This is a genomic window from Diaphorobacter limosus (genome assembly GCF_033100095.1).
In the GTDB taxonomy this organism is placed as follows: domain Bacteria; phylum Pseudomonadota; class Gammaproteobacteria; order Burkholderiales; family Burkholderiaceae_C; genus Alicycliphilus; species Alicycliphilus limosus.
Window position 1 is genome coordinate 3,410,955 of record NZ_CP136921.1, and the last position, 23,244, is coordinate 3,434,198.

The 23,244-nt window shown below is 68.1% G+C and carries 19 protein-coding genes; 6 read left to right on the forward strand and 13 right to left on the reverse strand.

Annotated features, from left to right (window positions below; genetic code table 11):
• Positions 1–37: 37 nt before the first annotated feature.
• Positions 38–754, forward strand: a complete 717-nt coding sequence (locus P4826_RS16350) for a ferredoxin--NADP reductase (RefSeq protein ID WP_317701421.1) — start codon at positions 38–40, stop codon at positions 752–754.
• Between the two features lie 12 nt (positions 755–766).
• Here the strand turns inward: P4826_RS16350 and P4826_RS16355 are convergent, their stop codons facing one another.
• Entirely contained in the window at positions 767–2,332 is a 1,566-nt protein-coding gene (locus tag P4826_RS16355; RefSeq protein ID WP_317701422.1) for an esterase/lipase family protein, read from the reverse strand.
• A 16-nt stretch (positions 2,333–2,348) separates the two neighbouring features.
• Positions 2,349–2,957: a M15 family metallopeptidase gene (locus P4826_RS16360; RefSeq protein ID WP_317701423.1), complete on the reverse strand. Its 609-nt coding sequence runs from the start codon at positions 2,955–2,957 to the stop codon at positions 2,349–2,351.
• A 113-nt stretch (positions 2,958–3,070) separates the two neighbouring features.
• Here P4826_RS16360 and P4826_RS16365 point away from each other — a divergent pair, with 113 nt between their 5' ends.
• A complete protein-coding gene (locus P4826_RS16365; RefSeq protein ID WP_317701424.1) occupies positions 3,071–3,739 on the forward strand; it encodes a DsbA family oxidoreductase in 669 nt (222 codons plus the stop codon).
• Between the two features lie 71 nt (positions 3,740–3,810).
• Here the strand turns inward: P4826_RS16365 and P4826_RS16370 are convergent, their stop codons facing one another.
• The 3 genes from P4826_RS16370 to P4826_RS16380 form a co-directional block, all read right to left on the reverse strand.
• Positions 3,811–4,290, reverse strand: coding sequence for a CreA family protein (locus P4826_RS16370; protein WP_317701425.1), 480 nt, complete (start codon positions 4,288–4,290; stop codon positions 3,811–3,813).
• On the reverse strand, positions 4,287–6,881 hold the full coding sequence (gene cphA / locus P4826_RS16375; RefSeq protein ID WP_317701426.1) for a cyanophycin synthetase: 2,595 nt from the start codon (positions 6,879–6,881) through the stop codon (positions 4,287–4,289). The genes P4826_RS16370 and cphA overlap by 4 nt, the downstream gene beginning before the upstream one ends.
• Positions 6,882–6,961: 80 nt before the next feature.
• A complete protein-coding gene (locus P4826_RS16380; RefSeq protein ID WP_317701427.1) occupies positions 6,962–9,127 on the reverse strand; it encodes a cyanophycin synthetase in 2,166 nt (721 codons plus the stop codon).
• 225 nt (positions 9,128–9,352) lie between these two features.
• On the opposite strand from P4826_RS16380, the gene P4826_RS16385 reads away from it, so the two are divergent.
• The 3 genes from P4826_RS16385 to P4826_RS16395 all read left to right on the forward strand — a co-directional run bounded on the left by P4826_RS16385 (position 9,353) and on the right by P4826_RS16395 (position 12,758).
• The gene (locus P4826_RS16385) at positions 9,353–11,662 is read left to right on the forward strand and encodes a cyanophycin metabolism-associated ABC transporter (RefSeq protein WP_317701428.1); all 2,310 of its coding nucleotides are present in this window, start codon (positions 9,353–9,355) and stop codon (positions 11,660–11,662) included.
• Positions 11,663–11,673: 11 nt separating this feature from the next.
• Positions 11,674–12,159, forward strand: coding sequence for a cyanophycin metabolism-associated DUF1854 family protein (locus tag P4826_RS16390; RefSeq protein ID WP_317701429.1), 486 nt, complete (start codon positions 11,674–11,676; stop codon positions 12,157–12,159).
• Positions 12,160–12,311: 152 nt separating this feature from the next.
• Positions 12,312–12,758 carry a hypothetical protein gene (locus P4826_RS16395; protein ID WP_317701430.1) on the forward strand — a complete coding sequence of 149 codons (447 nt, stop codon included), beginning with the start codon at positions 12,312–12,314 and terminating at the stop codon, positions 12,756–12,758.
• A gap of 61 nt (positions 12,759–12,819) precedes the next feature.
• Here P4826_RS16395 and P4826_RS16400 read toward each other — a convergent pair whose 3' ends face one another.
• From P4826_RS16400 to P4826_RS16410, 3 genes are all read right to left on the reverse strand, one after another.
• Positions 12,820–13,737: a 5'-nucleotidase gene (locus tag P4826_RS16400; RefSeq protein ID WP_317701431.1), complete on the reverse strand. Its 918-nt coding sequence runs from the start codon at positions 13,735–13,737 to the stop codon at positions 12,820–12,822.
• 155 nt (positions 13,738–13,892) lie between these two features.
• On the reverse strand, positions 13,893–15,122 hold the full coding sequence (gene gspF / locus P4826_RS16405) for a type II secretion system inner membrane protein GspF (RefSeq protein WP_317701432.1): 1,230 nt from the start codon (positions 15,120–15,122) through the stop codon (positions 13,893–13,895).
• A 23-nt stretch (positions 15,123–15,145) separates the two neighbouring features.
• Positions 15,146–16,150 (reverse strand): LLM class flavin-dependent oxidoreductase, encoded by a 1,005-nt coding sequence (locus tag P4826_RS16410; RefSeq protein ID WP_317701433.1) that lies wholly within the window; start codon positions 16,148–16,150, stop codon positions 15,146–15,148.
• A gap of 188 nt (positions 16,151–16,338) precedes the next feature.
• Between P4826_RS16410 and P4826_RS16415 the strand changes: the two genes are divergently transcribed.
• Positions 16,339–16,848 carry a CZB domain-containing protein gene (locus P4826_RS16415; protein WP_317701434.1) on the forward strand — a complete coding sequence of 170 codons (510 nt, stop codon included), beginning with the start codon at positions 16,339–16,341 and terminating at the stop codon, positions 16,846–16,848.
• Between the two features lie 83 nt (positions 16,849–16,931).
• On the opposite strand, the gene P4826_RS16420 is transcribed toward P4826_RS16415, so the two are convergent.
• From P4826_RS16420 to P4826_RS16440, 5 genes are all read right to left on the reverse strand, one after another.
• Entirely contained in the window at positions 16,932–17,318 is a 387-nt protein-coding gene (locus tag P4826_RS16420; protein ID WP_317701435.1) for a hypothetical protein, read from the reverse strand.
• Between the two features lie 64 nt (positions 17,319–17,382).
• A complete protein-coding gene (locus P4826_RS16425) occupies positions 17,383–19,032 on the reverse strand; it encodes a hypothetical protein (RefSeq protein ID WP_317701436.1) in 1,650 nt (549 codons plus the stop codon).
• 201 nt (positions 19,033–19,233) lie between these two features.
• Positions 19,234–19,884, reverse strand: coding sequence for a response regulator (locus P4826_RS16430; RefSeq protein ID WP_317701437.1), 651 nt, complete (start codon positions 19,882–19,884; stop codon positions 19,234–19,236).
• Positions 19,862–22,171 carry an ATP-binding protein gene (locus tag P4826_RS16435; RefSeq protein ID WP_317701438.1) on the reverse strand — a complete coding sequence of 770 codons (2,310 nt, stop codon included), beginning with the start codon at positions 22,169–22,171 and terminating at the stop codon, positions 19,862–19,864. Before P4826_RS16435 ends, P4826_RS16430 begins: the two co-directional genes overlap by 23 nt.
• On the reverse strand, positions 22,171–23,244 hold the full coding sequence (locus tag P4826_RS16440; protein WP_317701439.1) for an ABC transporter substrate binding protein: 1,074 nt from the start codon (positions 23,242–23,244) through the stop codon (positions 22,171–22,173). The genes P4826_RS16435 and P4826_RS16440 overlap by 1 nt, the downstream gene beginning before the upstream one ends.

Sequence of the window (23,244 nt, forward strand, 5' to 3'; positions counted from 1 at the left end):
CATCCCATGGCGCATGACCGTCATTGAGAGGACATATATGGCCACCTATACCGTCAAGCTTCTCGCCAAAGAGCCCGTGGCCCAGGGCACCATGGCCTTCCACCTGGAAAGGCCGGCGGGCTTCGAGTTCCGCGCCGGCCAGGCGTTCGAGATCATCCTGCCCGGCGGCCCCGAGGGCGAGGACGGCAGCCACGCCTTCTCCATCGTCACCGCGCCGCACGAGGCCGAGCTGATGTTCGCCACGCGCATGCGCGACAGCCGGTTCAAGCGCGCCCTGGGTGCGCTGCCGCTGGGGGCCGAGCTCAACATCGACGGGCCGTTTGGCTCGTTGACCCTGCACAAGAACCCCGCGCGCGCAGCGGTATTGATAGCGGGCGGCATAGGCATCACGCCCTTCATGAGCATGCTACGCAGCGCCGCCGAGCAGCAGTCGCAGCACAAGCTGGTGCTGCTGTACTCCAACCGCCGCCCCGAGGACACGGCCTTCCTGGCCGAACTGCAGGCGCTGGTCAAGCGCAACTCCAGGTTCCACCTGATGGCCACCATGACCGACATGGGCCATTCGCAGCAGCCCTGGGAGGGCAGCACGGGCATCATCGACAGCGCCTTCGTGCAGCACGCCATTGCCGGGCTGGACGCACCCATCTTCTACGTGTCCGGCCCGCCGGCGCTGGTCGAGGCCATGCGAAACACCCTGGTGCAGGCCGGCGTGGACGAGGACGACGTGCGCAGCGAGGAGTTCTTCGGGTATTGAAAGCGCGGGTGCTCAGGCATTCCACGCCGACACCACGAAGCGCAGCCGCCCGGTGATGCTCGGCGCCCTGGCGGCGCCGAAGGCAATGCTCATCACCTGCTTGCCGGTCTTCAGCGTCTTGTAGGACAGCGGCGTGGTGGCACGGCCGACGTTGTCGCTTTGCCAGCCGAAGCTGGCCGTCCAGGCCTCGCCCGGCTGCTGGGGCGGCACCATCTCGACGATGACGGTGTCGTGGAAGAGGTAGCCGCCCTCGTAGTGGCCGTCGGCCCAGAACTTGCGCTCCACCTCGTAGTCGGGCACGCGCACGCCCAGCGTCAGGCCATAGGCCAGCGAGGGCCGCACCGGATTCACGCGCGCGCGGTTGGCCAGGAACACGGTGGACAGGTAGATGCTGCGCGCGTCCTTGTTCGCCGGGTCGGTCAACTCCTGGTGGCTGCGGCAGGCCACAGAGTCTTCCTCGGCCATGCGCCGCGTCAGGTACCAGCGCTTGCCGCGCGGCGAGCCCAGTACCTCGAACTGGTACAGCGCGTTCACGGTCTTGCCCTCGATCTCGGGCGGCAGCTGCACGCCATCGATGTCGGCCCAGATGTCCACGCGCACATCGCCGAACAGAAAGCGTGTCAGGTTCTGGTAGGCCTCCTCGCTGTTGACGATGCCGAAATAGCCCGAATGCGAGCGATAGGCATAGGCCGTGGCGCAGGGCGCGGAGAGCTTGCCCTTGGCGTTCACGCCCCAGAGCGAGGCGTTTTCTATGCGCACCAGGCCATCGCTGCCATGGCCGGCAAAGCTGCGCGACAGGCCCATGGCCACGCCATAGTCGGCGCGGTTGGTGCCTATCAGGCAAAACACGCGCTCGGACGCGAAGGCCTTTTCGGGCAACCAGTCCACGCGCCCGGTCTTTGCGTACAGCGCTTCCAGCTTCAGGTAGCCGGCCATGTTCTGGCGGTTGAAATTGTTCATGTCGCCGGCGCTCAGCCACTGCGGCACGTTGATGCCGGCCATGTCTATGCCGTTGTGCGGCGTGGCGTAGGTGAAGAACTTGTCCACGCAGGCGCGTGCCTGGCCATCGCTGAGGCTCTGGTTCTGCAGCAAGGCGCGGCATACCAGGCCGCCCATGGAGTGGGCGACGAGGTAGCAGCGAAAGTCCTCGGGCGCCAGCTGGTTGTCGGGGTTGGCGCAGGCCAGATCGCGCACGCGCAGGATCAGCTCGGACAGGCCGCGCGCAAAGTGCGAAATATCCGGCGTCTTGCTGCTGCCCAGAAGGGCCGAGGCCTGCTCGTAGTAGCGGTAGATGATGATGGAGCGCGTGCTGATGCGGCCCTCCCACTCGCCGTCCATGATGTCCAGGCCGTTGTCGTAGATGTCGGCGTAGCCGTAGTCCGACATCAGGCGCAGCACCGGGGACTCGAAGACAAACTTCTTCGCCGGCTGGTTCTTGTCGGCCGTGGCGCGGTACACGGTGGAGCCCAGGTTGAAGCCGCAGAAGGGGTCGGCCGTGGTTTCGTCCTGCTCGCGCTCGGTCATGGCGTAGCCGCGCACGTAGATGATGGGGTGGAAGGGGGCGGTTGCATTGGCCATGGTGGGGCTCCAGCGGCTACGCAAAGACCGGGCCGCCTGCCGCCTGGCGCGAGCGCATTTCGGCCAGCATGTCGCGCTCGCTCAGGTCCATGGCCCAGGCCGGGCGCAGCTGGAAATGCGGCTGATCGACGATGGTCTTCCAGCTGCCGCCCCACTCCAGGCCCAGATCCATGCCCAGCACGCCCACGGCCTTGTATTTGGGCGAATCGGCCAGGTAGCGGTTGCCCTCGAACACGCCGACGTCGAACGCAATGCCGAAGTTGTGGTTGGAATAGCCGCCGCGCGCCTTGGTGACGATGGGGCCGGGTGCCGTGCGGCCCTGGGCGTACAGGGCGTCCTGCTCGGCAAAGCTTCTCAGGCCGCTGAGGACGCGGATGGTGATGCCCGCGGCAGCCGCCTTCTGCACCAGCGCGCGCGCCATGGGCTGCACCTGGGGCAGCAGGGTGGCGATGGCCTTTTCGCTGCGCGCATCCACGGTGGCGATGGCCAGGGCGGGCGGCTGGCCGTCGATCTTCTTCTGCACGATGCGCGCGTAGATCGCGCCCCAGGTCTGCGGGCCCGCTTTCCCGTCCACGTCAAGGCCCAGCTGGGCCTGGATGGCGGCAATCATTTCCTCGATGCGCATGGTGTGCTCCCGGTGATGAGGTGCGGCCTCCATCAAAATACCGCGGCGATGCCGTGTCAAGCCAAGATTGCAGGCTGGCGGACAATCGCCGTGATCGACCACCGGAAGCCCGCATGACGCCTGCCACCCCCACCCTCCTGAAGATCGACTTTGTCTCTGACATCGTCTGCCCCTGGTGCGCCATAGGCCTGGCGGCGCTGGCGCAGGCGGCCGAGCGCCTGGCGGGGCAGGTGCGGCTGGACTGGCATTTCCAGCCCTTCGAGATCAACCCCGGCATGGGGCCGGAGGGCGAAGACCTGTTCGAACACCTGGCCGCCAAGTACGGCAGCACACCCGAGCAGCTGCGCCAGATGCACGCGCAGATAGGCGCGCGCGGCGCGGCCCTGGGCTTCACGTTCAGCGAGCGGCGCACGCGCATCTACAACACCTTCGACGCGCACCGCCTGCTGCACTGGCTGGAGGTGGAGGGCACGGGCGAGCAGCGCCTGGCGCTGCAGCGGGCGCTGTTTGCAAGCTATTTCACCGATGGCGAGAACCCCGGCGAGCATGCCGTGCTGCTGCGCCTGGTGGCGCGCCTGGGGCTGGACGAGGCGCGCGCCCGCGCCGTGCTGCAGTCGCAGGAGTACACCGACGCCGTGCGCCAGCAGCAGGCCTTCTACCAGGGCCAGGGCATCCACTCGGTGCCGGCGGTGATCATCAATGAGCGCCACCTGATTCAGGGCGGCCAGCCGGTCGAGGTCTTCGAGCAGGCGCTGCGCCAGATTGCCGCACAGCAGGCTTGAAAATGCTTCTTTTTTAATAGCTGTTGGCGCTTTGTGATCGGGCGCTGCGGGCTGTTTTCACTTCAAATCAATTATTTCAGCGGGATCGGCGTGGCGCGATCCACGGGCACGGCCGTGATGCTGTTTTGCGGCGAGCCGTCGATGAGCTTTTCGGAGTAGGTCAGGTAGACCAGGGTGTTGCGCCTGGCGTCCACCATGCGTACCACGCGCAGGCGCTTGAAGAGCAGCGAGGTGCGCTCGCTGAACACCTCCTGCTGGCTTCTCAAGGGCTGGGCAAACGTGATCGGCCCGACCTGGCGGCAGGCGATGGAGGCCTCGGCGCGATCCTCGGCCAGGCCCAGCGTGCCCTTGATGCCGCCGGTGCGCGCGCGCGAGACATAGCAGGTCACGCCGGCCACCAGCGGGTCGTCATAGGCCTCGACGATGATGTCGTGATCGCGGCCAATCCACTGGAAGGCCGTGTCCACGGTGCCGATCTTTTCGGCATCCGCGGCCTGGGCGCCGCCCGCCAGGGCCAGGGTCAGCAGAGCGGCCGCGCGCAGCGCGCTCATGCCGCGCCCGCCGTGGCGCTGGAGGTCTCGGCGCAGCGCTGGCGCAGGTGCTCCAGTGCCTCGTGCACCTGATCGACCAGCACCAGGCACAGGTCGCCTGGTTGCAGGCGTGCCAGCGCATGGTCTATGGCGATGAACTCGCCGTGGATCTCGGTCACGTAGCTGGTGCGCGGCGCGCCTTGCAGGCCCTGCTGCAGCAGGGCCAGCACCTCGCCGTCCGCGCGGCCGCGCTGGCAGGCGTCCTGGTACAGCACCACGTCGTCGAAGGCCGCGCCCAGGATGCGGGTCTGCTCGATGATGTCCTGGTCGCGCCGGTCGCCGGCACCAGAAATCACCACGCTGCGCCGCTGGCCCGGCATGGCCGCCACGGCCTGCACCAGGGCGCGCATGGCGTCGGGGTTGTGGCCGTAGTCGGCGATCAGCGTAGCGCCGCGGTAGTCCATGACGTTGAAGCGCCCGGGGGCGTTGTCGCCGTCGCTGGCAAAGCCGGCCAGGCCCCGGCGTATGGTCTGCCAGGGCAGGCCCACGGCCCAGGCAGCGGCCACGGCGGCCATGGCGTTTTCGACCTGAAAGCCAATGCTGCCGCCGCGCGTGATCGGGATGTCGCGCAGCGCGATGGACTCGCGCCACGAGCCCTCGGCGGCGACGATATGGCCCTCGTCCACATACACCACGCGGCTGCCTTGCGCGCGGTGCGTGGCCATCACCGGGTGGTGCCGATCCTGGGCGAAGAAGATCACCTGGCCGGGGCAGTTGCCGGCCATGGCGGCCACATGCGGGTCGGCGGCGTTGAGCACGGCGTAGCCGTCCTGGGCCACGTTCTGCACGATGACGCGCTTGAGCACGGCCACGTCCTCCACGGTGGTGATGAAGTTCAGCCCCAGGTGGTCGCCCTCGCCCACATTGGTGACCACGGCCACTTGGCAGCGGTCGAAGCCCAGGCCCTCGCGCAGCACGCCGCCGCGCGCGCATTCGAGCACGGCCGCGTCCACCTCGGGGTGGAACAGCACGTTGCGCGCGCTCTTCGGGCCGGAGCAGTCGCCGCTGTCGATCTGGCGGCCGTGCACATACACGCCGTCGGTATTCGTCATGCCGACGCGCAGGCCATGCGCGGCCAGCAGCTGGGTGATCAGCCGCGTGGTGGTGGTCTTGCCATTCGTGCCGGTGACCGCGACCACGGGAATGCGCCCGTCCTCGCCCGGGGCAAACAGCTCATCGACCATGGGCACGCCGACGTTGCGCGGCCTGCCGAAGGACGGCGCCAGGTGCATGCGCAGGCCGGGGGCGGCGTTCACCTCGACGATGCCGCCGCCTTGCTCCTCCAGCGGCTTCAGCATGGATTCGCAGATCACGTCCACGCCGCAGATGTGCAGGCCTATGGTCTGCGCGGCCTCGATGGCGCGCGCGGCGATCTCGGGGTGCACGTCGTCGGTCACATCGGTGGCGCTGCCGCCGGTGGACAGATTGGCGTTGTTGCGCAGCACCACGCGCTGGCCCTGCACTGGTACGGATTCGGGGGTCAAACCCTCGCTGGCCAGGCGCGCGATGGCGATGTCATCCAGGCGGATCTTGGTCAGCGCCGTGCCATGGCCCGAGCCGCGGCGCGGATCCTGGTTCACGATGTCCACCAGCTCGCGGACGCTGTGCTGGCCGTCGCCCAGCACCTGCGGCGGGTCGCGCCTGGCGGCGGCCACCAGCTGGTGGCCCACCACCAGCAGGCGGAAGTCGTTGCCGGGCAGGTAGCGCTCGACCATCACCTCGTCGCTGAAGCTCCTGGCCGTGTCAAATGCCGCCTGCAGCTGCGCGCGCGTGCTGATGTTCACCGTCACGCCCTTGCCCTGGTTGCCGTCCTGGGGCTTGACGACCACGGGCAGGCCGACTTCCTCGGCCACTGCCCAGGCGTCATCCACATCGGCCACCGGCCGGCCCATGGGCACGGGCACGCCGGCGGCGTGCAGCAGGCGCTTGGTCAGGTCCTTGTCCTGGGCGATGGATTCGGCCACGGCGCTGGTCAGATCCAGCTCCGCCGCCTGGATGCGCCGCGCCTTGCTGCCCCAGCCCAGCTGCACCAGCGAGCCGCTGGTCAGGCGCCGAAACGGTATGCCGCGCGCCACGGCGGCGTCGACGATGGAGCCGGTGGACGGCCCGATGCGGTCGTCCTCGTCGAGTTCGCGCAGCTCGGCGACCACGGTGTCGGCGTCGAAGGGCGTGTCGGCCAGCGCGGCCTGCAGCAGCTGTTCGGCGCGCTCCATGGCCAGGCGGCCGACCGATTCCTCGGTGTATTCGACGACCACCTGGAAGGTGCCCTCTTCGACGGTCGCATGCGTGCGGCTGAAGGTCACCGGGCAACCGGCCTGGGCCTGCAGCGACAGGGCTGCAGCCTCCAGCACATCGGCCAGCGACACGCTCTGGCCCGCGCCCTGGGGCTGCAGGGCGCCGATCTGCGGAAAGCGCGCGCGCAGCCGGTCTTCAAGGCCGGGCAGCTGGCTGATGTCGTGCTCCTCGGGCGCGCATTGCACTATGGCCTCGATGGCGGTGCTGCGGGTCCAGAGGTTTGGGCCGCGCAGGGCGCGGATGCGGGTGATTTGCATGGGTGTTCTTTCAGCCGAATTTTGATTCAAATAGGTGCCTAACGCTTATTTGATGCGTCACAGTAGCTATTATTTTTGTATCAAATCTGGTATTCGAAGGTCTTGATGCCGGCGGCGATCAGATCCGGACCAATGTGCATGGACCAGGCCGTGGCAATGGCTGCCAGCAGGGCCGTGGTGTCCGGCTGCTGGCCGCCGGGCAGGCTCAGCGCCTGCAGGCTGCCGAGCACGCGCTCGCTGGCACCCGTGGCCAGGATCACCTGGCCGGCGCGCACGAACACGGCGCGGCCCTCGCCCTCGGCGCGGTGCGCGGCCACGGCGGCGTTGTCGGCGCTGGTGGAGTACAGCAGCACCTCGCCGTCGCACAGCGGCGCCAATTCGGCCACCTGAGCGATGTCGGCATTGAGCACGCCCGCGCCTTCATCGAGCACCACGTCGATCTGGGTGCGCAGCACGCGCGTCATCTTGGCCTGCTCCAGCACATCGTGGTCGGCCAGGCCCTCGTAGCCGTCCATGTCGGTGACCACGCCGACCAGGCAGCGGTCGTAGGCCAGGCCTTCTTCCAGGATGGAGCGGGCCGTGGTCTGTATGACCGCCGCCTGGGCCAGGCGGTTGGTCAGCAGGCGGTGCGCGCCGGCCCAGTGGGCGGCATTGGCTTTCTGCGTCTGGCGGCCGGCGATGAACATGCCCTCGCTGCTGGCCACGCCGGTGAGCTTGCCCGACAGCTGCAACAGCCAGCCCACCAGGCGCGCGATGAAGGCGTTGTGGCGCGTGCCGACTATGCCCACCAGCGGGATGCGGCCGGCGCCCGGGCCGTCCTCGCGCGGGAACAGGTGATCGGCAATGGCCATGCCCACCGGGCGCGGCGCGCCGCTGGTCGGCTTCAGGTGCATCAGGAGGCCCGGGCCGGCGTTCACCTCCAGGATGGCGCCCTGGCCCTGCAGGGGCTTGGAGACATCCTTGACGATCATGTCCATGCCGGCGATGTCCAGGCCGACGATCTTCGCCGCCAGGGTGGCGTAGTAGGCCACGTCGGGGTGCACGTCGTCGGTGCAGTCAATGGCCATGTTGCCGTTGCGCTGCAGCAGCACGCTCTGGCCCTTGGGGATGACGGTGGCCGGCGTGACGTTCTGGCGCTTGAGTTCCAGCTGCACGGCGCCCTTGTCGGTATCGATCCAGTCCAGCGGGTATTCCTGCTCCGGGCCGCGGCGCGGGTCCTGGTTCAGCACGGCCACCAGCTCGGCCAGCGTGGCCTGGCCATTGCCGTGCACGCTCACGGTCTCGCCCTTGGTGGCGGCCACCACCTTGCCGCCGACGACCAGCAGGCGGTGCTCGATGCCGTCGATGAACTTCTCGACGATGACATCCGAGCCCTCGGGCTGGGCCAGCGCGAAGGCGGCCTTGATGTCTGCCTCTTGCGACAGCTCCAGCGTCACGCCGCGCGCGTGGTTGCCGTCGGACGGCTTGACGGTGACGGGAAAGCCGATGTCTTGCGCCACCTCCCAGGCCTCCTCGGCGCTGTTCACGATCTGGCCCTCGGGCACGGGCACGCCGCAGGAGGCCAGCAGGCGCTTGGTGAAGTCCTTGTCCTGCGCAATGCCCTCGGCGATGGCGCTGGTCTGGTCGCTTTCGGCGGTCCAGATGCGCCGCTGCGCCGCGCCATAGCCCAGCTGCACCAGGTTGCCGTCGTTCAGGCGGATATGCGGGATGCGGCGCTCGCCGGCGGCGTCGACGATGCAGCCGGTGCTGGGGCCCAGGTAGCGGTCGTTGATGGCGGTCTTGATGGCCTGGATGGCAGCCTTGAGGTCAAACGCCTGGTCGTTGATGGCGGCCATCAGCAGCCGGTGGCCATGCTCGAGCGCCACGCGCGCCACCGCCTCTTCGGGGCAGCGGAACACCATGCGGTAGATGCCGCGGCGCGATATTTCGCGCGTCTGGCCGAATTCGGCCGGCATGCCCGAAAGATTGAGCAGCTCGATGACCACATGCTCAAGCACATGGCCCATCCAGGTGCCGCCTTCCAGGCGCTGGATGAAGCCACCGCGCTCGCCCACGCCGCAGGTGTGCTCCACCAGGTCGGGCAGCCAGGCCGTCAGGCGCTCGTTCAGGCCGGGCAGCTTGTTGGAGGGAAAGTCCTCCAGCTCGCCCAGATCCAGCCAGACCTCGAGGATGGGGCGGTAGGTCCAGACACTGGGGCCGCGCAGGAAGGTGGTGCGCAGCAGTTGGATATCTTTGAAGTTGGCCATGAAGTGCGGGGTGGAGGAATGGGGTGGCGCGCCGGTGCTGGCGCTGCCTAAGCGTGAATTGTGCGTGGATATTGGCAGATGTCAGCCGCCAGCGGTGGACAGGCGTTACATCGCCATACCGCTGCGCCACCGAGGCCCGGCCCCTGCTGGCCGACAATGCCGTTCACGGGCATGGGGCCCTGCCGCAGACTCCCTTTGCGGGCGCGGGCAGACATACAAAACAAAATGCAACATCAACCATCTGTGGACGCTTCCGGTGTCTTGCCTGGCCCGCTGGGGGCCGAACTGCGAGCCATGCTCGCTCCCGACGAAAACGTGCAGGCCGCCTTCGAGGTTGACCTGACCCCCGAGCTGCGCTTTGCCCCCGGCCTCTTGGTGCTGAGCGACCGGCGCCTGTTGGCGCGCGCCATGGACGGCGCGACCCAGCAATGGCCGCTGGCCCCCGGCATGGTGCTGCGCATGCTCGACCATGGCGGCGTCGGCACGCTGGAGCTGCATGACGACCAGCAGCGCCTGGCGCTGTGGCGCTTCACCCTGGGGCGCCATCCCCAGGCGCTGCACCTGCAGCAGCGGCTGGAGCAGCAGATCGCCCATCTGCAAAACCCCCAGGCCCTGGCCGTTCAGCGTGACGAGGCGCCCTGCTGCGCCGTCTGTGGCACGCCGCTGCCGGCGGGCAGCGACGAATGCCCGGCCTGCGCGCGCCAGCAGGCCAAGCCGACCTCCACCTGGGTGCTGCTGCGCCTGTGGCGCTTTGCCCGGCCCTACAAGAAGCAGCTGGCCGCCGGCTTTGGCCTGACGCTGGCGTCCACCGCCGCCTCGCTGGTGCCGCCGTACATGACCATCCCGCTGATGGACGACATCCTCATCCCCTACCAGAGCGGCAAGGCCATAGACCCCTGGCTGGTGGTGATGTACCTGGGCGGCCTGCTGCTGGCGGCGCTGCTGGCCTGGGGTTTAGGGTGGGCGCGCACTTACATTTTGGCGCTGGTGAGCGAACGCATAGGCGCGGATCTGCGCACCACCACCTACGAGCACCTGCTGCGCCTGTCGCTGGACTACTTTGGCAGCAAGCGCACCGGCGACTTGATGGCGCGCATAGGCTCGGAGACCGACCGCATCAACGTCTTTCTGTCGCTGAACGCGCTGGATTTCGCCACCGACGTGCTGATGATCGCCATGACCTCGGCCATCCTGTTCTCCATCAACCCCTGGCTGGCCCTGGTCACGCTGGTGCCTCTGCCCTTCATCGCCTGGCTGATCCACAACGTGCGCGACCGCCTGCGCACCGGCTTCGAGAAGATAGACCGGGTCTGGAGCGAGGTTACCAACGTGCTGGCCGACACCATTCCCGGCATCCGCGTGGTCAAGGCCTTCGCCCAGGAGAGCCGCGAGGCGCAGCGTTTTCGCGCCGCCAACCAGCACAACCTGGAGGTCAACGACAAGCTGAACAAGACCTGGAGCCTGTTCGCCCCCACGGTGTCGCTGATGACGGAGGTCGGCCTGCTGGTGGTCTGGGGCTTTGGCGTCTGGCTGGTGGCGCACAACCAGATCACCGTCGGTGTGCTGGCGGCCTTCATTGCCTACATCGGGCGCTTTTACACGCGGCTCGACTCCATGAGCCGCATCGTCTCGGTGACGCAAAAGGCCGCCGCCGGCGCCAAGCGCATCTTCGACATCCTGGACCATGTGAGCAACGTGCCCGATCCGCAGAACCCGGTGCGCGTGGACAAGGTGGCCGGCGCGATCGAGATGCAGGGCGTGGGTTTTCGCTACGGCAGCCGCACGGTGATCAAGAACCTGTCGCTGCAGATTCGCCCCGGCGAGATGATCGGCCTGGTGGGCCACAGCGGCTCGGGCAAGAGCACGCTGGTGAACCTGATCAGCCGCTTCTACGACGTGAGCGACGGCGCCATCCTCGTCGATGGCGTGGACATACGCCGCATGGCGGTGAGCGACTTCCGCCGCCACATTGGCCTGGTGCTGCAGGAGCCGTTCCTGTTCTTCGGCACCATCGCCGAGAACATCGCCTACGGCAAGCCCGATGCCACGCGCGCGGAGATCGTCGCCGCCGCGCGTGCCGCCCATGCACATGAATTCATCCTGCGCCTGCCGCACGGCTACGACAGCCTGGTGGGCGAGCGCGGCCAGGGCCTGTCGGGCGGCGAGCGCCAGCGCATCAGCATCGCCCGCGCCCTGCTGATCGACCCGCGCATCCTGATCCTGGACGAGGCCACGTCCGCCGTGGACACCGAGACCGAGAAGGAAATCCAGAAGGCGCTGGACAACCTGGTGCAGGGCCGCACCACCATCGCCATCGCCCACCGCCTGTCCACGCTGCGCAAGGCCGACCGCCTGGTGGTCATGGACCGCGGCGAGGTGGTCGAGGTGGGCCCGCACGACGAGCTGATGGCCCAGCAGGGCGCCTACTGGCGCCTGTACGAGGCCCAGGCGCGCCGCGCCGAGGAAGACGCCGAGGCCGCCGGCGTGCGCATAGAAAGCCAGCGCCAGCACAGCGCCCACCCGGCCGGCAAGTGAGAGGCACAGCCATGAATACCACCACAGAACCCATGGCGTTCGATCTGCGCCGCAACCCCCATGGCCGCCTGGTGCTGCGCCTGGCCGACGGCACCGAGCACGAGGCCGTGACACCCGTGCGCGCCTTTCCGATTGCCGCGCCGCAGGAGGGCCTGTCCCTGGTCGGCGCCGACGGCCACGAGCTGGCCTGGGTGCCGCGCCTTGCCGATCTGGCAGCTGCCGCACGTACGCTGATCGAGGAAGAACTCGCCGCACGCGAGTTTGTGCCCACCATCACGCGTATCCGCAGCGTGTCCAGCTTTTCCACCCCCAGCACCTGGGAGGTGGACACCGACCGAGGCGCCGCGCAGCTGGTGCTCAAGGGCGAGGAGGACATCAGGCGCCTTTCCGGGCGCACCAAGCTGCTCATCGCCGCCAGCGACGGGTTGCACTTTCATGTGCCCGACAGCCAGGCGCTCGATCGCGCCTCGCGCAGGCTGCTGGAGCGCTTTTTGTAAGCATATTGATAGCGCTTTGCGCTTGTCTGGCGGGCGCTGCATGGCAATCGGTCCAAAAGGCCTTAATTTCCCCGGCAGTTTGCCGAAATGGGTGTACGACGAGGTGGTAGCTGCGGTTGCCGCCAATTGCGTATTCATGAGGAGCCCATGCCATGCAACTGCCACCCGTAGACCGATCGCCCGCCCAGTGGCGTCCCCAGGGCGCGGATCTGTATTCCACGGGCGCCTCCGGAGCCGTGCCCGTGCGGCCCGTGAACGCCGCCAACCCCGTCGAATCCACAGACCGGCTGGGCGAGGGCAGCGTCCTGCGTGAACCCACCAAGCCCAGCGCCCCGGACGAGGAAAACCGCGACTGGACCCTGCCGATAGAGAAAAAAGACAAGCCTTCGGAGGCCGATGCACCCCCTAAGGATCCACCGCTGCACCAGGTGATGCTGGAGTTCATCCAGTCCATGTGGCGCGCCAGCGCCAGCGCCGTGGATGTGGCGCAGGACATCCACAAGACCACGCTGCAGGAGCTCCAGGCCCAGAAGGCGGAGGACGAGCAGCAGTCGCTTGTCTATTCCGATCCCAAGGTCAAGCGCACCGGGGGATTGTGAGTCTTAAGCTATAAATTAAATAGCTGTATGCGCCCACTGGATGGGCGCTACCGGCTGAAAACTACTTGGCAATCTCTGCCGGTGCATTCGCAATCCCGCTGCTCACATGCCCGGCCGGCACATGGCGCGCGGCCGAGTTCACATGGCCGGTCTGGTCGTCGAAGAAGAAGTCGGGTTCGAACTCGCGCAAAAACTCCCCCTTGGGTAGGCCGCCCAGAAACATCGCCTCGTCCACGGCGATGTTCCAGTCCATCAGCGTGCGTATGGCGCGCTCGTGCGCCGGCGCGCTGCGGGCGGTGACCAGGGCCGTGCGTATGCGCATGGCCGCGCCGCCGGCCTGCTGCAGCCGGTGCAGCGCGGCCAGCAGGGGCTTGAACGGTCCCTCGGGCAGGGGCTGGGCGGCCTTGGCGCTCTCGTGGCGCTGGAAGGCCGCCAGGCCCTCGCTTTGGTAGACGCGCTCGGCCTCGTCGGAGAACAGCACGGCGTCGCCGTCAAACGCGATGCGCACCTCGCGTGGATGGGCGTCGCCGGCCTGTACCGATTCGGTCAGCACGCGCGCCGCCGGAAAACCCAGGTGCAACGCAGAGCGCACATCGGTCTCGTTGGCCGACAAAAACAGGTGCGCGCCCAGCGGCCGCAAATAGCGGAACGGGTCGCGCCCCTGGGTGAACACGCCGCGCTGCACGCTGGGCAGGCCGTGCGCCTGGCAAGAGCGGAACACGCGCATGCCGCTCACCGGGTCGTTGCGCGACAGCAGCACCACCTCCACGCGCTGGTGCTCGGCATGGTTGAAGGCCAGCAGCTTGCGCACCAGCGAAAACGCCACGCCGGGTGGGGCTGGGATGTCCAGGCGCTGGCGCTGCAGCTCCACATAGGCGCGGTCGTCGCCGTGTTCGAAGACGCGGTTTTCCTCCTCGAAGTCGAACAGTGCGCGCGATGAGATGGCGACGACGAGCTTGTCGCTGAGAGAGGGGGCCATGTCAGTCATCGGGGCAGAAGCTTAAAAACCGGCGCAACCCAGGCGCGGGCAGCCGAGCAAGGGCCGCCCCGCAGCGAGGGCTGCGTCCCCCTGCCCGCATGGCGTAGCCATGCGAGAGCGGGGGGAAGCGGCGTAGCCGCTCAGGGGGTGTTCCTTCATTTAACGAATTGATTCAGCTCGATGATGGGCTGCAGCACCGCCAGCACGATGAGCATCACGATCAGGCCCATGGTGACGATGAGCAGCGGCTCCAGGATCGTCGCCAGCTGCATGGCGCGGCGCTGCACCTCGGTGCCCAGCTGGGTGGCGGCGCGCTGGAGCATGGTGGGCAGTTGGCCGGTCTGCTCGCCCAGGCGCGCGAACATGGCCACCAGGCCGGGGAAGCGTTTCTTCTGCGCCAGCGCCGAGGCCAGCGGCGCGCCTTCGCGCACCAGCACCAGGGCTTCCTGGGCGTCGGCGCGCAGCGCGCGGTTGTTCAGCGTTTCGGCGGCGGCGTGCAGGGCGCGCAATATCGGCACGCCCGCCCCGGTGAGCATGGCCAGGGTGCCGGCAAAGCGCGCCGCGTTGTAGCCGCGCGCCAGTTTGCCCACCAGTGGCAGCTGGAGCCAGGCGGCATCAAACTTTTGACGAAAAACGGGCCTGGCCAGCGCTGCACGTGCGCCAACAGCTATCAAAACAATAAAGCCCAGCATGGCCCAACCATAGCCGCGCACAAAGTCGCTGATGGCCAGCATGACGACGGTGAGCAGCGGCAGCGCACGCTTGGTGCCGGCAAACACGCTGGCCACCTGCGGCACCACATAGCCCACCAGGAACAGCACGATGACGATGGCCACCAGGGTGACGATGGCCGGGTAGAGCGCCGCGCCTATCAGCTTGGCACGCAGCTGCTGCCTGGCCTCCAGATCGTCGGCCAGGCTGTCGAGCACCTGGCTCAAGCCCCCGCTGGACTCGCCCGCGCCGATCACCGCGCAGTAAATGTCGGAGAACTCGCGCGGGTGCTGGGCCAGCGCGCGGGCGAAGGTGCTGCCGGCGTTGACCTCAGCGCGCAGCGCGGCCACCAGATGGCGCTGGCGTTCTTCGTCGGCCTCGTCGGCCAGGGCGGTGAGGGCGCGCTCCAGCGGCAGGCCCGAGCCCACCAGGCCGGCGAGCTGGCGCGTCCAGATGGATAGCTGCGTGGCGTTGAACACCGGCCGCGTGAACAGGCGCTGCGCCAGGCCGGGCGCGCTGCCGGTGGCGGCCTCGGGTGACAGTGCCTCCACGTCCAGCGGCACCAGCGCCTGGGCGCGCAGCTGGTTGCGCGCCGCCTTGGGGCTGTCGGCATCCAGCGTGCCGCGGCGTACATGACCCTGGGCGTCCAGGGCTTCGAAGGAATAGGCGGGCATGGCGTCGGCGGCGTTGAAGGCGGTCAGCCTGCGATGGTAGCCTGGGCCGTGAGGGTGAGCGAGCGCAGGCGCAGCGCGGGGTCGAACACATCGCTCACCAGCATGAATTCATCGGCCCGCGTGTCGCGCGCCAGTGCCTGCAGGCCGGCGCGCACCGTGTCCGGACCGCCGACCACGCCCATGGCCAGAAAGTCGCCAATGGCCGCGCGCTCGGGCGCCGGCAGGCCTTGCAGAAAGCCCTCCACGGGCGGGCGCAGCAGGCCGCGCTGGCCGGTGAGGATGCCCAGCACGCGCTGGTAGGTGCTGCTCGCCAGATACTCGGCCTCTTCGTCCGTGGGCGCGGCAATCACCGGCACGCCGATCATCACGTAGGGCTTGTGCAGCACTGCCGAGGGGCGGAACAGCTCGCGGTACAGCTGCAGCGCCGGCTGCAGCAGGCGCGGCGCAAAGTGCGAGGCGAACGCATAGGGCAGGCCCATGTGCGCCGCCAGCTGGGCCGAGAACAGGCTGGAGCCCAGCAGCCACAGTGGCACCTGGGTGCCGGCGCCGGGCGTGGCGATGAGGCGCTGGCCCGGCTGGGCGGGCGCCAGCAGCTGCTGCAGCTCGGCCACGTCGCGCGGAAAGTCGGCCTCGGTCTCCACGCGGTCGCGGCGCAGGGCGCGCATGGTGGCGCCGTCAGTGCCGGGGGCCCGGCCCAGCCCTAAGTCGATGCGGCCGGGGTAGAGCTCGGCCAGCGTGCCAAAGGCCTCGGCGACCACCAGCGGCGCATGATTGGGCAGCATCACGCCGCCCGAGCCCACGCGGATGTGCGACGTGCTGCCGGCGATATGGCCCACCAGCACGGCCGTGGCCGAGCTGGCGATGCCCGGCATGTTGTGGTGCTCGGCCAGCCAGTAGCGCTTGAAGCCGAGCGACTCCACATGCTGCGCGGTGCGCACGGCAATGGCCAGCGCATCGCCGACGCTGCCGCCTTCGCGCACGGCGACCAGATCGAGCATGGAAAGTACGGGGGTGTGGTTCGTCGTCATGGCGCTGATTGTGGGCGCAAGCAGTAGCCCGGCGCGGCCGTGCGGAAATGTTTGTTGACAGTCACCAGGCCTTGTTTAGAAAAATGGAATCAATAATTCATCAGTTATCAAATATAATTTTTTGTAACGTTATGAAACCTGTCCGAGGTTGCGAGTCTCGGATGGGCAAGAACTCAGGGTGGGGGTATATGGGATTTTTCAGCCGCTTGTTCCAGCCGCGACCCGATGGCCTGCAGACCCATTCGGACTGGTCCCGCCTGCCGGATACCGATGCCAGCGAGCTGGTGCTGTTCGACGACGAGGCCAGCAAGCTCATGGCGCAGTTCGATATCGACGCCGCCATCGTCACGCACGAGCGCTGGCTGCCCTGGCTGGGCGAGGTGCTGCAGGGCGCGCGTGACGAGCGCCTGCGCCCCGAGGTGGTGGCCGATGATGGCTGTTCCGAGCTGGGCCAATGGCTGCACGGCAGCGGCCGAACGGCGCTGGGGCATTACCCGGCGTTCGACATGCTGCTGCGGCGCCACCGCTATTTCCACCAGCAGGCGGCGGCCCTGATCACCCACGCCGAGGCCGGCGACATCCTGATGGCCCAGCAGGCGCACAAGGCCTGCCAGCATGCATCGCGCCAGGTGGTGCTGCTGCTCAAGGAGCTGCAAAAGGGCCTGCTGCGCACGCGCCGGCCGGTGCTTGGTCGATAAAATTTGATGTTTTCAGGTTGTAGGGATTTTCTGGTAAGCGGTTGATGCTATAGTATTTATAGCGTTTTTTGTTGCCAATCTGCTCAACGCCCGACGGTGACCGGCACCACGTCGCCATTGGCGCGCTTGGCGTAAATGTCTTGCCCCGCAAGACGGATATCGTTGCAGGCCGAGCGGAAGACCTTGAACTCAAAGCAGACCCTGCCGTCTTCGGCGAGCCAGGTGCCCGTGTCGGAGCGGCCGGCGGCGTAGATCGTCAGGTGGTTCCCTTCGGCGGCATAGTCTGCCCGGACAGTGCTGCCGTCGGGCATGGGGGTTCTGGTGGATTTGCCGCGCAGCAAAGCGGCCAGCTCGGCCGCTGATGGCGTCCGCACACCGGCGGGAAAATCCCTGGCCGGTGGCGCGGTGGCGGCGCAGGCTGTCAGCAGCAGCGGCAGCAGTGGAGCGGACAGGCGGGTGATGGTGTTCATGTGAGCCTCCGTGAATCAATCGAATGCGCAGCAGGCGGGCGGCTGCCCGCCTCACGCTGCGACATCACAGGCCCAGCTGCACCTTCATCGCCGCCCAGGCCGTTTCGTTCAGGCGGTTGGTGGTGGACTGGCGCGCGCTCAGGCTGGGCTTGACCTCGTGCGCGCGATAGACCCAGCGGCTGCTGGGGTCGCCGGCAGTCCATTGGATCTCCGCGTAGGCAACGTGGTAGTTGAGCGCCGGGGTCGGCGGTTGGCCGGCAAAGCGCAGCACGCGCGCGCCGTTGATCGTGTCGATGCTGTAGCTGCCCTTGGCGGCGATGGCTGCGCAGTTGGAGACCACGGTCTGCGCTTCGTTCAGGTCACATTCGTAGTACGTGGCCGTGCCCTGGGTGGCGTCGGTGGGGGCAAACGACACGCGCAGGTTCTTCAGTGCGCTGCTGGTCAGCGCCAGGTTCAAGGTGTTGGCGCCGGTGGGCGATGCCGCGCCCGAGGTTGGGTAATACGCGATCACCGCCTCCAGCGTGTTGCGGCTCTGCGGCAGCCTACGGCTCCACACGCTGGTGATCGTGATGCTGGGGGCGAGCTCTACATTGGTGCGTATCCATTCCTCGGCGCCTGCGGGGAATGCGGCGGCGCCCAGCTTGCCTGTCAACGCCGTTGTCGAGATGCCGGCATTGATGGTGTTGGACGGCATGGCCTGCCAGCGGTTCACCAGCGTGGCCATGGCCTCGCCGGCCACGCTGTTTGCGCGATCCCAGCCCAGTGTGGTTTGGCCATCGCAGTACACCGCGCGGTTCGGGTTGCCCAGCGTGCTGCGCAGGAGCACGCGGCGGTCGCAGTACTTCCAGCCGCTCGGGGTAAGGAAGGCGTTGCCATAGAGCGAATCCTCGGTCATGTCCACGCCGCCGCTCTTGCCGCTGCGCGCATCGACCGACTGCTCCTCTGCGGTACCTGCTGCCCTGGCCTGCCGGTCATGGGCGCGCAGGTAGTAGTCGCCCGATCCGCTGTAGTTCAGTTGGCGCAAGATGGTCGATGCTGGTGCGGCCGCCTGCTGGTTGCCCACCTCGAGGGCAATGCCCTGGCGCAGCATGCCCGAGACCACGGCCGCCGCCGTGCGGGCGGTATCGCGCACCTGCGCGTCGTCCCAGGCAGGGTCGTCCTGGTAGTTGTCGATCTTGGCGGCACCGATCGCCAGTTGCAGCGCCACGTTGGCGCGCGCATCCGCTTCGGTCATGCCGGCGGCCACGCCTGCCTGTGCCAGGGTGGTCAGCGGGTTGATGGCGCCGCCCGAGCCGGCCGGGCGCTTGAGCACGTAGTCGGCGTCGGTGGCGGCCACGGCCGGGTTGTGGGAGTCGATGGCGGTCGTGGCCGCGGCCGGGTCACCGGTCTTGACGGGGGCTATCAGGCGCGCCGCCGCACCCTGGGAGGCCGTGGTGGACAGGCTGTACTTGCCATCGGCCCCGGTGGCGCTGGATGCGGGTTCGCCGCTGTCGCAGACGTCGTTGCCGTTAAGGTCCAGGCAGACGACGACGTTCTTCAGCGTGCCGAGGCGGGCCACTTCGCCGCTGAGGGTGATGCTGGCGCCGCTGCCGCCGCCTCCACCGTCGCCGCCGCCGTCGGTGTCATCGTTGCTTGAGCCGCCGCATGCCGCCATCGCCAGCGCAGCGATGATGGTGAGGGAGTAGGGTAGCCGTCTGCCATTGGTGTATCGCATGGTGCGCCTCGTTGCTTCTTGGGTTCAGGTGGTTCGTCTTGCGACACCGAGTACGCTAAAGGAGGTGCTTCCTGGATACGTCACCCAGTTGGGTGACTCCATCTCAAATTCCATTTCACCCGTGTCGTTGTGGCGCGCCTTGCCGTGCTGCCGCGTTCACTGAACATCTGGCGCCTGGATGCGAAGAACCTGGACGCGCAATCACTGGTCGTCGCGCCCCAACACCAGCCCCATGCGGCTGGCTGCCACGATGGCCTGCGTGCGCGTGGTGACGCAGAGGGCGCGCAGCACGGCGCTGACATGGGTCTTGGCGGTGTTGTGGCTCAGGCCCAGCTCGCGGGCGATCAGCTTCATCGGCTTGCCTTCCAGGATCAGCCGCAGCACCTGCGTCTGGCGTGGGGTAAGCCCCAGCTCGGCAGGGCTGGTGCGCGGCTGCGCAGGCACGGTCAGCGCAATGCCTGCCAGGCTGAGCGGGGGGATATGGATGCCGTGCGCCAGCACGGTGCGCAGCGCCTCGAACATCTGCTGGGACGATGCCGACTTGGGGATGAAGCCCATCGCGCCGAGCTGGATGGCGCGCAGCACGGTGACCTGATCCTCTTGTGACGACAGCATGACCAGCGGCATGCCGGGATGTCGTTCGCGTATCGTCTCCAGCGCCTGGAAGCCGTTCGCGCCGGGCAGGATCAGGTCGAGCAGAACCAGGTCGATGCCCGTGTCATGGTCGAGCGCGGCCAGAGCCTCCTCCAGGTGTGCGGCATGCACCGTCTGCACTGCCGGATCAAGCTCCTTGAGCAGCAGCGCCATGCCGTCGCGAAACAACGCATGATCATCGACCAGCAGGATCCTCATGGTCGCAGTCTGCACCGTTTTGCCCTGTCGCGCCTCCCCCGGTTGGGGGATCGTTCAATGCCGCTTCGATGGCCGCCAGCAGCCGGTCGGTGCCTACGGGCTTGTGCAACAGCGGCAGCCCGGCGTCAGCCACGCGTCGCAGGTCGGCAGCGCCTATGTCGCCGGTGATGATGATCGCCGGCACCGCGTGGCCGATGCGCGCCCTTATCCGCTGTACAGCGCCCAGGCCGTCATGGGAGCCGCCCAGCCGGTAGTCGCACAGGATCAGGTCGGGGTAGCGCAGGTGTTCGTCCAGCAGCGCCAGGCACTGTCGGGTGGATTCGGCGATGAGCACATGCGCCCCCCAGCTGTGGCACAGCGCCTGCATGGCGCGGCGCGTGTCGGCCTCGTCGTCGATCACCGCGATGAAGGCGCCGGCGATGCGCCGCCCGCTGGCCAGGGCCGGGGGCAGCGGCGCCGCCACCGGCAGCGCCTCGGCCGCCGGCAGCAGGATGGAAAAACAGCTGCCCCGGCCCGGCGCCGAGCGCAGCACATGCGGATGGCCCAGCAGGTCGAGCGTGCGCTTGACGATGGCCAGGCCCAGGCCCAGCCCCTTGCTGCGGTCACGCTCCGGGTTGCCCACCTGGAAGAACTCGTCGAAGACATGCGGCAGCTGGGCCGGCGCGATGCCGATGCCGGTGTCCCATACCTGCAGCTCGATGGCGCCGGGCCGGCGCCGGCACCCGACCAGCACCCTGCCGCGCTCGGTGTAGCGGATGGCGTTGGACACCAGGTTGGCCAGCACCCGCTCCAGCAGCACGGCGTCGGTGCGCACGGCGCAGCGCGAAGGCACCACCGTCAGCCGAAGCCGTTTGTGCTCGGCCTCGGGCGCGTGGCTCGCCGCCACGCGGTGCAGCAGCTCGGCCAGGGCATGGTCGCCCAGCACGGGGCGGGACATGCCGGCATCGAGCCGGGAGATGTCGAGCAGGCCAACGAACAACGCCTCCATGGCCGAGATGGAAGACTGGATGTGGCCCACCAGCTGGCCGACCTGCGGCGTGACCTCCTGCCTGCGCAGCACCCCCACCAGCAGGCTGATGGTGTGCAGCGGCTGGCGCAGGTCGTGGCTGGCCGATGCCAGGAAGCGCGTCTTGGCCTGGCTGGCCTGCTCGGCCTCCTCGCGCCGGGCCTGCAGCAGGGCGTTGGCCTTGGCCAGGTCTTGCGTGCGTTCGGCCACGCGGGTTTCCAGCAGCCGCAACGAGTCGCCCAGGCGCTCGGCCATCTGGTTGAAGCGGTCGGCAAGCTGGCCCAGCTCGTCGCTGCGCGCCAGCTCGATGCGATGGTCCAGCTGGCCTTCGCCGATGCGGTCTGCGCCTTCGGCGAGTTGCTGGATCGGCCGTACCACCCGGCGCGCCAGCACGATGCCGACGCCCGATCCCGCCAGCACGGCAAGCACCAGGATCAGCAGCGCGCTGGCCAGCGCACGGCGTACCGGCGCGTATGCTTCGGCGCGCGGCTGCTCGGTGATCAGCCGCCAGCCGGGTACGCTCAACTCGGCGACGCGGGCAACCATCGGGCCCTCAGGCGTCTCGAATTCGATCAGTCCGCCGCGGCCAGCCGTGCGCACCGGTGGGCGCGTGGCCCAGTCAGTGAGCGTCAGTACCCGCAAGAAATCCGGGTGCGCCAGCAGCCGCCCTTGGCCATCGACGACGTAGGCCACACCGTCGCTGCCGAAGCGGGTTTCATGGATGATGTCACGCAATTCCGACAGTTCGACCTCCGCCGCGAGCACCCCGCTTTCTGGCAGCCGGCCGCGCCGGGCGATCACCACGCGCGGCAGGTTGACGGCAAACGTGACCGGGCCGAACCATGGCGCATCGGCGCGGGCGTGCAGGAACTCGGGAGACTGGCTGCGGTCTTCACCCCCGCCGATGCGGTCGGGCGCCATGCGCGAGATACGCACGCGTTCCTGGCCGTGCGGGTCGATCCAGTACAGCGTCTGGATCGCCCGTTCTGCCTTCATCAACCGGTACAGCTCGTACTGGATGTCGGCGTCGGCGTTGCCCAGATGGCGTGAATCCTGCAGCGACAGGGTGGTGCGCAGCAGGGCAGCCGTCTGGCTGATGAAGCGCTCAATCTTGGCCGAGGCCTTGGCGGCTTCGAGCGCCTGTACTGCCTGCACCGCAACGCGCGTCTCGCGCTGGATCAGCAAGAGCTGCGCCAGGCCGCTGGCCGTGAGTGGCAGCGCCACCAGTGCGACCACCGTCAGCGCATAGGTCTGCCACAGGCGGGGGCCGGACGGGCGCATCAGCGGGCGCGCGCGGGAGGCTGGAAGGGAGGCAGGGGCGTGGCGTCGGCTCTGGGCGCCAGCGTGCGCTCGCCGGGCTGGATCAGGCGGTCGGCGCGCGCGATCAGCGCGGGCGGCAGCGTTACACCCAGACGCTGGGCGGCGTCGAGGTTGACGACCAGCGCCGCTTCGTACAGTTCTTCGATCGGCAGCTCGGCCAGCGGGCGGCCGCGCAGCACTTGGTCGATGTAGCGCGCCCCGCGCCCGCACATGTTGACGCGCCCGACGGCGCCGTAGCTGAGCAGGCCGCCATAACGCGTGGCGAACCAGGAGTTGTGTGCGATCGCCGGCATGCCCACGCGCTGCGCCTGGCGCGCGTGCTCGCCGAGAAACGCCGAGGTATCCGGCCGGATCATCACGGCATCGACCTTGCGTCCGGCCAGCTCGTCCCAGGCGCTGGCAATGCCGGCCTCGCCCGAGAATTTCACGCGCACCAACTCGGCGCCGATCTGCCTCACCATGTCCGTGATCGGCCCGACCGATCCCCCGTCGTTGTGTCCTGGTTGGTCGTTGTTTTCCATCATGCCAATGCGGCGGGCTGTCGGAAACGCCTGCAGCAACACCTCCACCGGCTTGATCGCATACTGGTTGTTCAGGCCCAGCGAGACGCCGGTGACATTGGCCAACGGGCGCAATTGCGCATCGAGGACATGGTGCAGGTTGGTTGGACCCATGACGACGATCGGCAGCTTCTGCGTGGCCTTCATCAGGGCCTCGTTCGGCATGTTCTCGGTGGCGATCAGGATATCGGGCCGGCTGGCCACGATCGCCTGGGCCATCGGGGTGAGCTGGGCTGGATCGTTGCCTGCGTCGTTCCATTCCAGCGCCAGTTGACCGTCGAATGACCAGCCGGACTCCTGCAGGGCGCGGCGCACCTGGTTCATGCAGACCCGCACCGACTCGCTCGGCCCGGTGCCCAGGTAGGCGATACGCCGGGGCGCGGCGGTTTGCGCGCCGGCGGGTGGGCTGGTGGCCAATAAGGCGGCGATGGCGGCAATGAGGATGGGCCGAAGGCCGCACGCAATGGGGAGCAT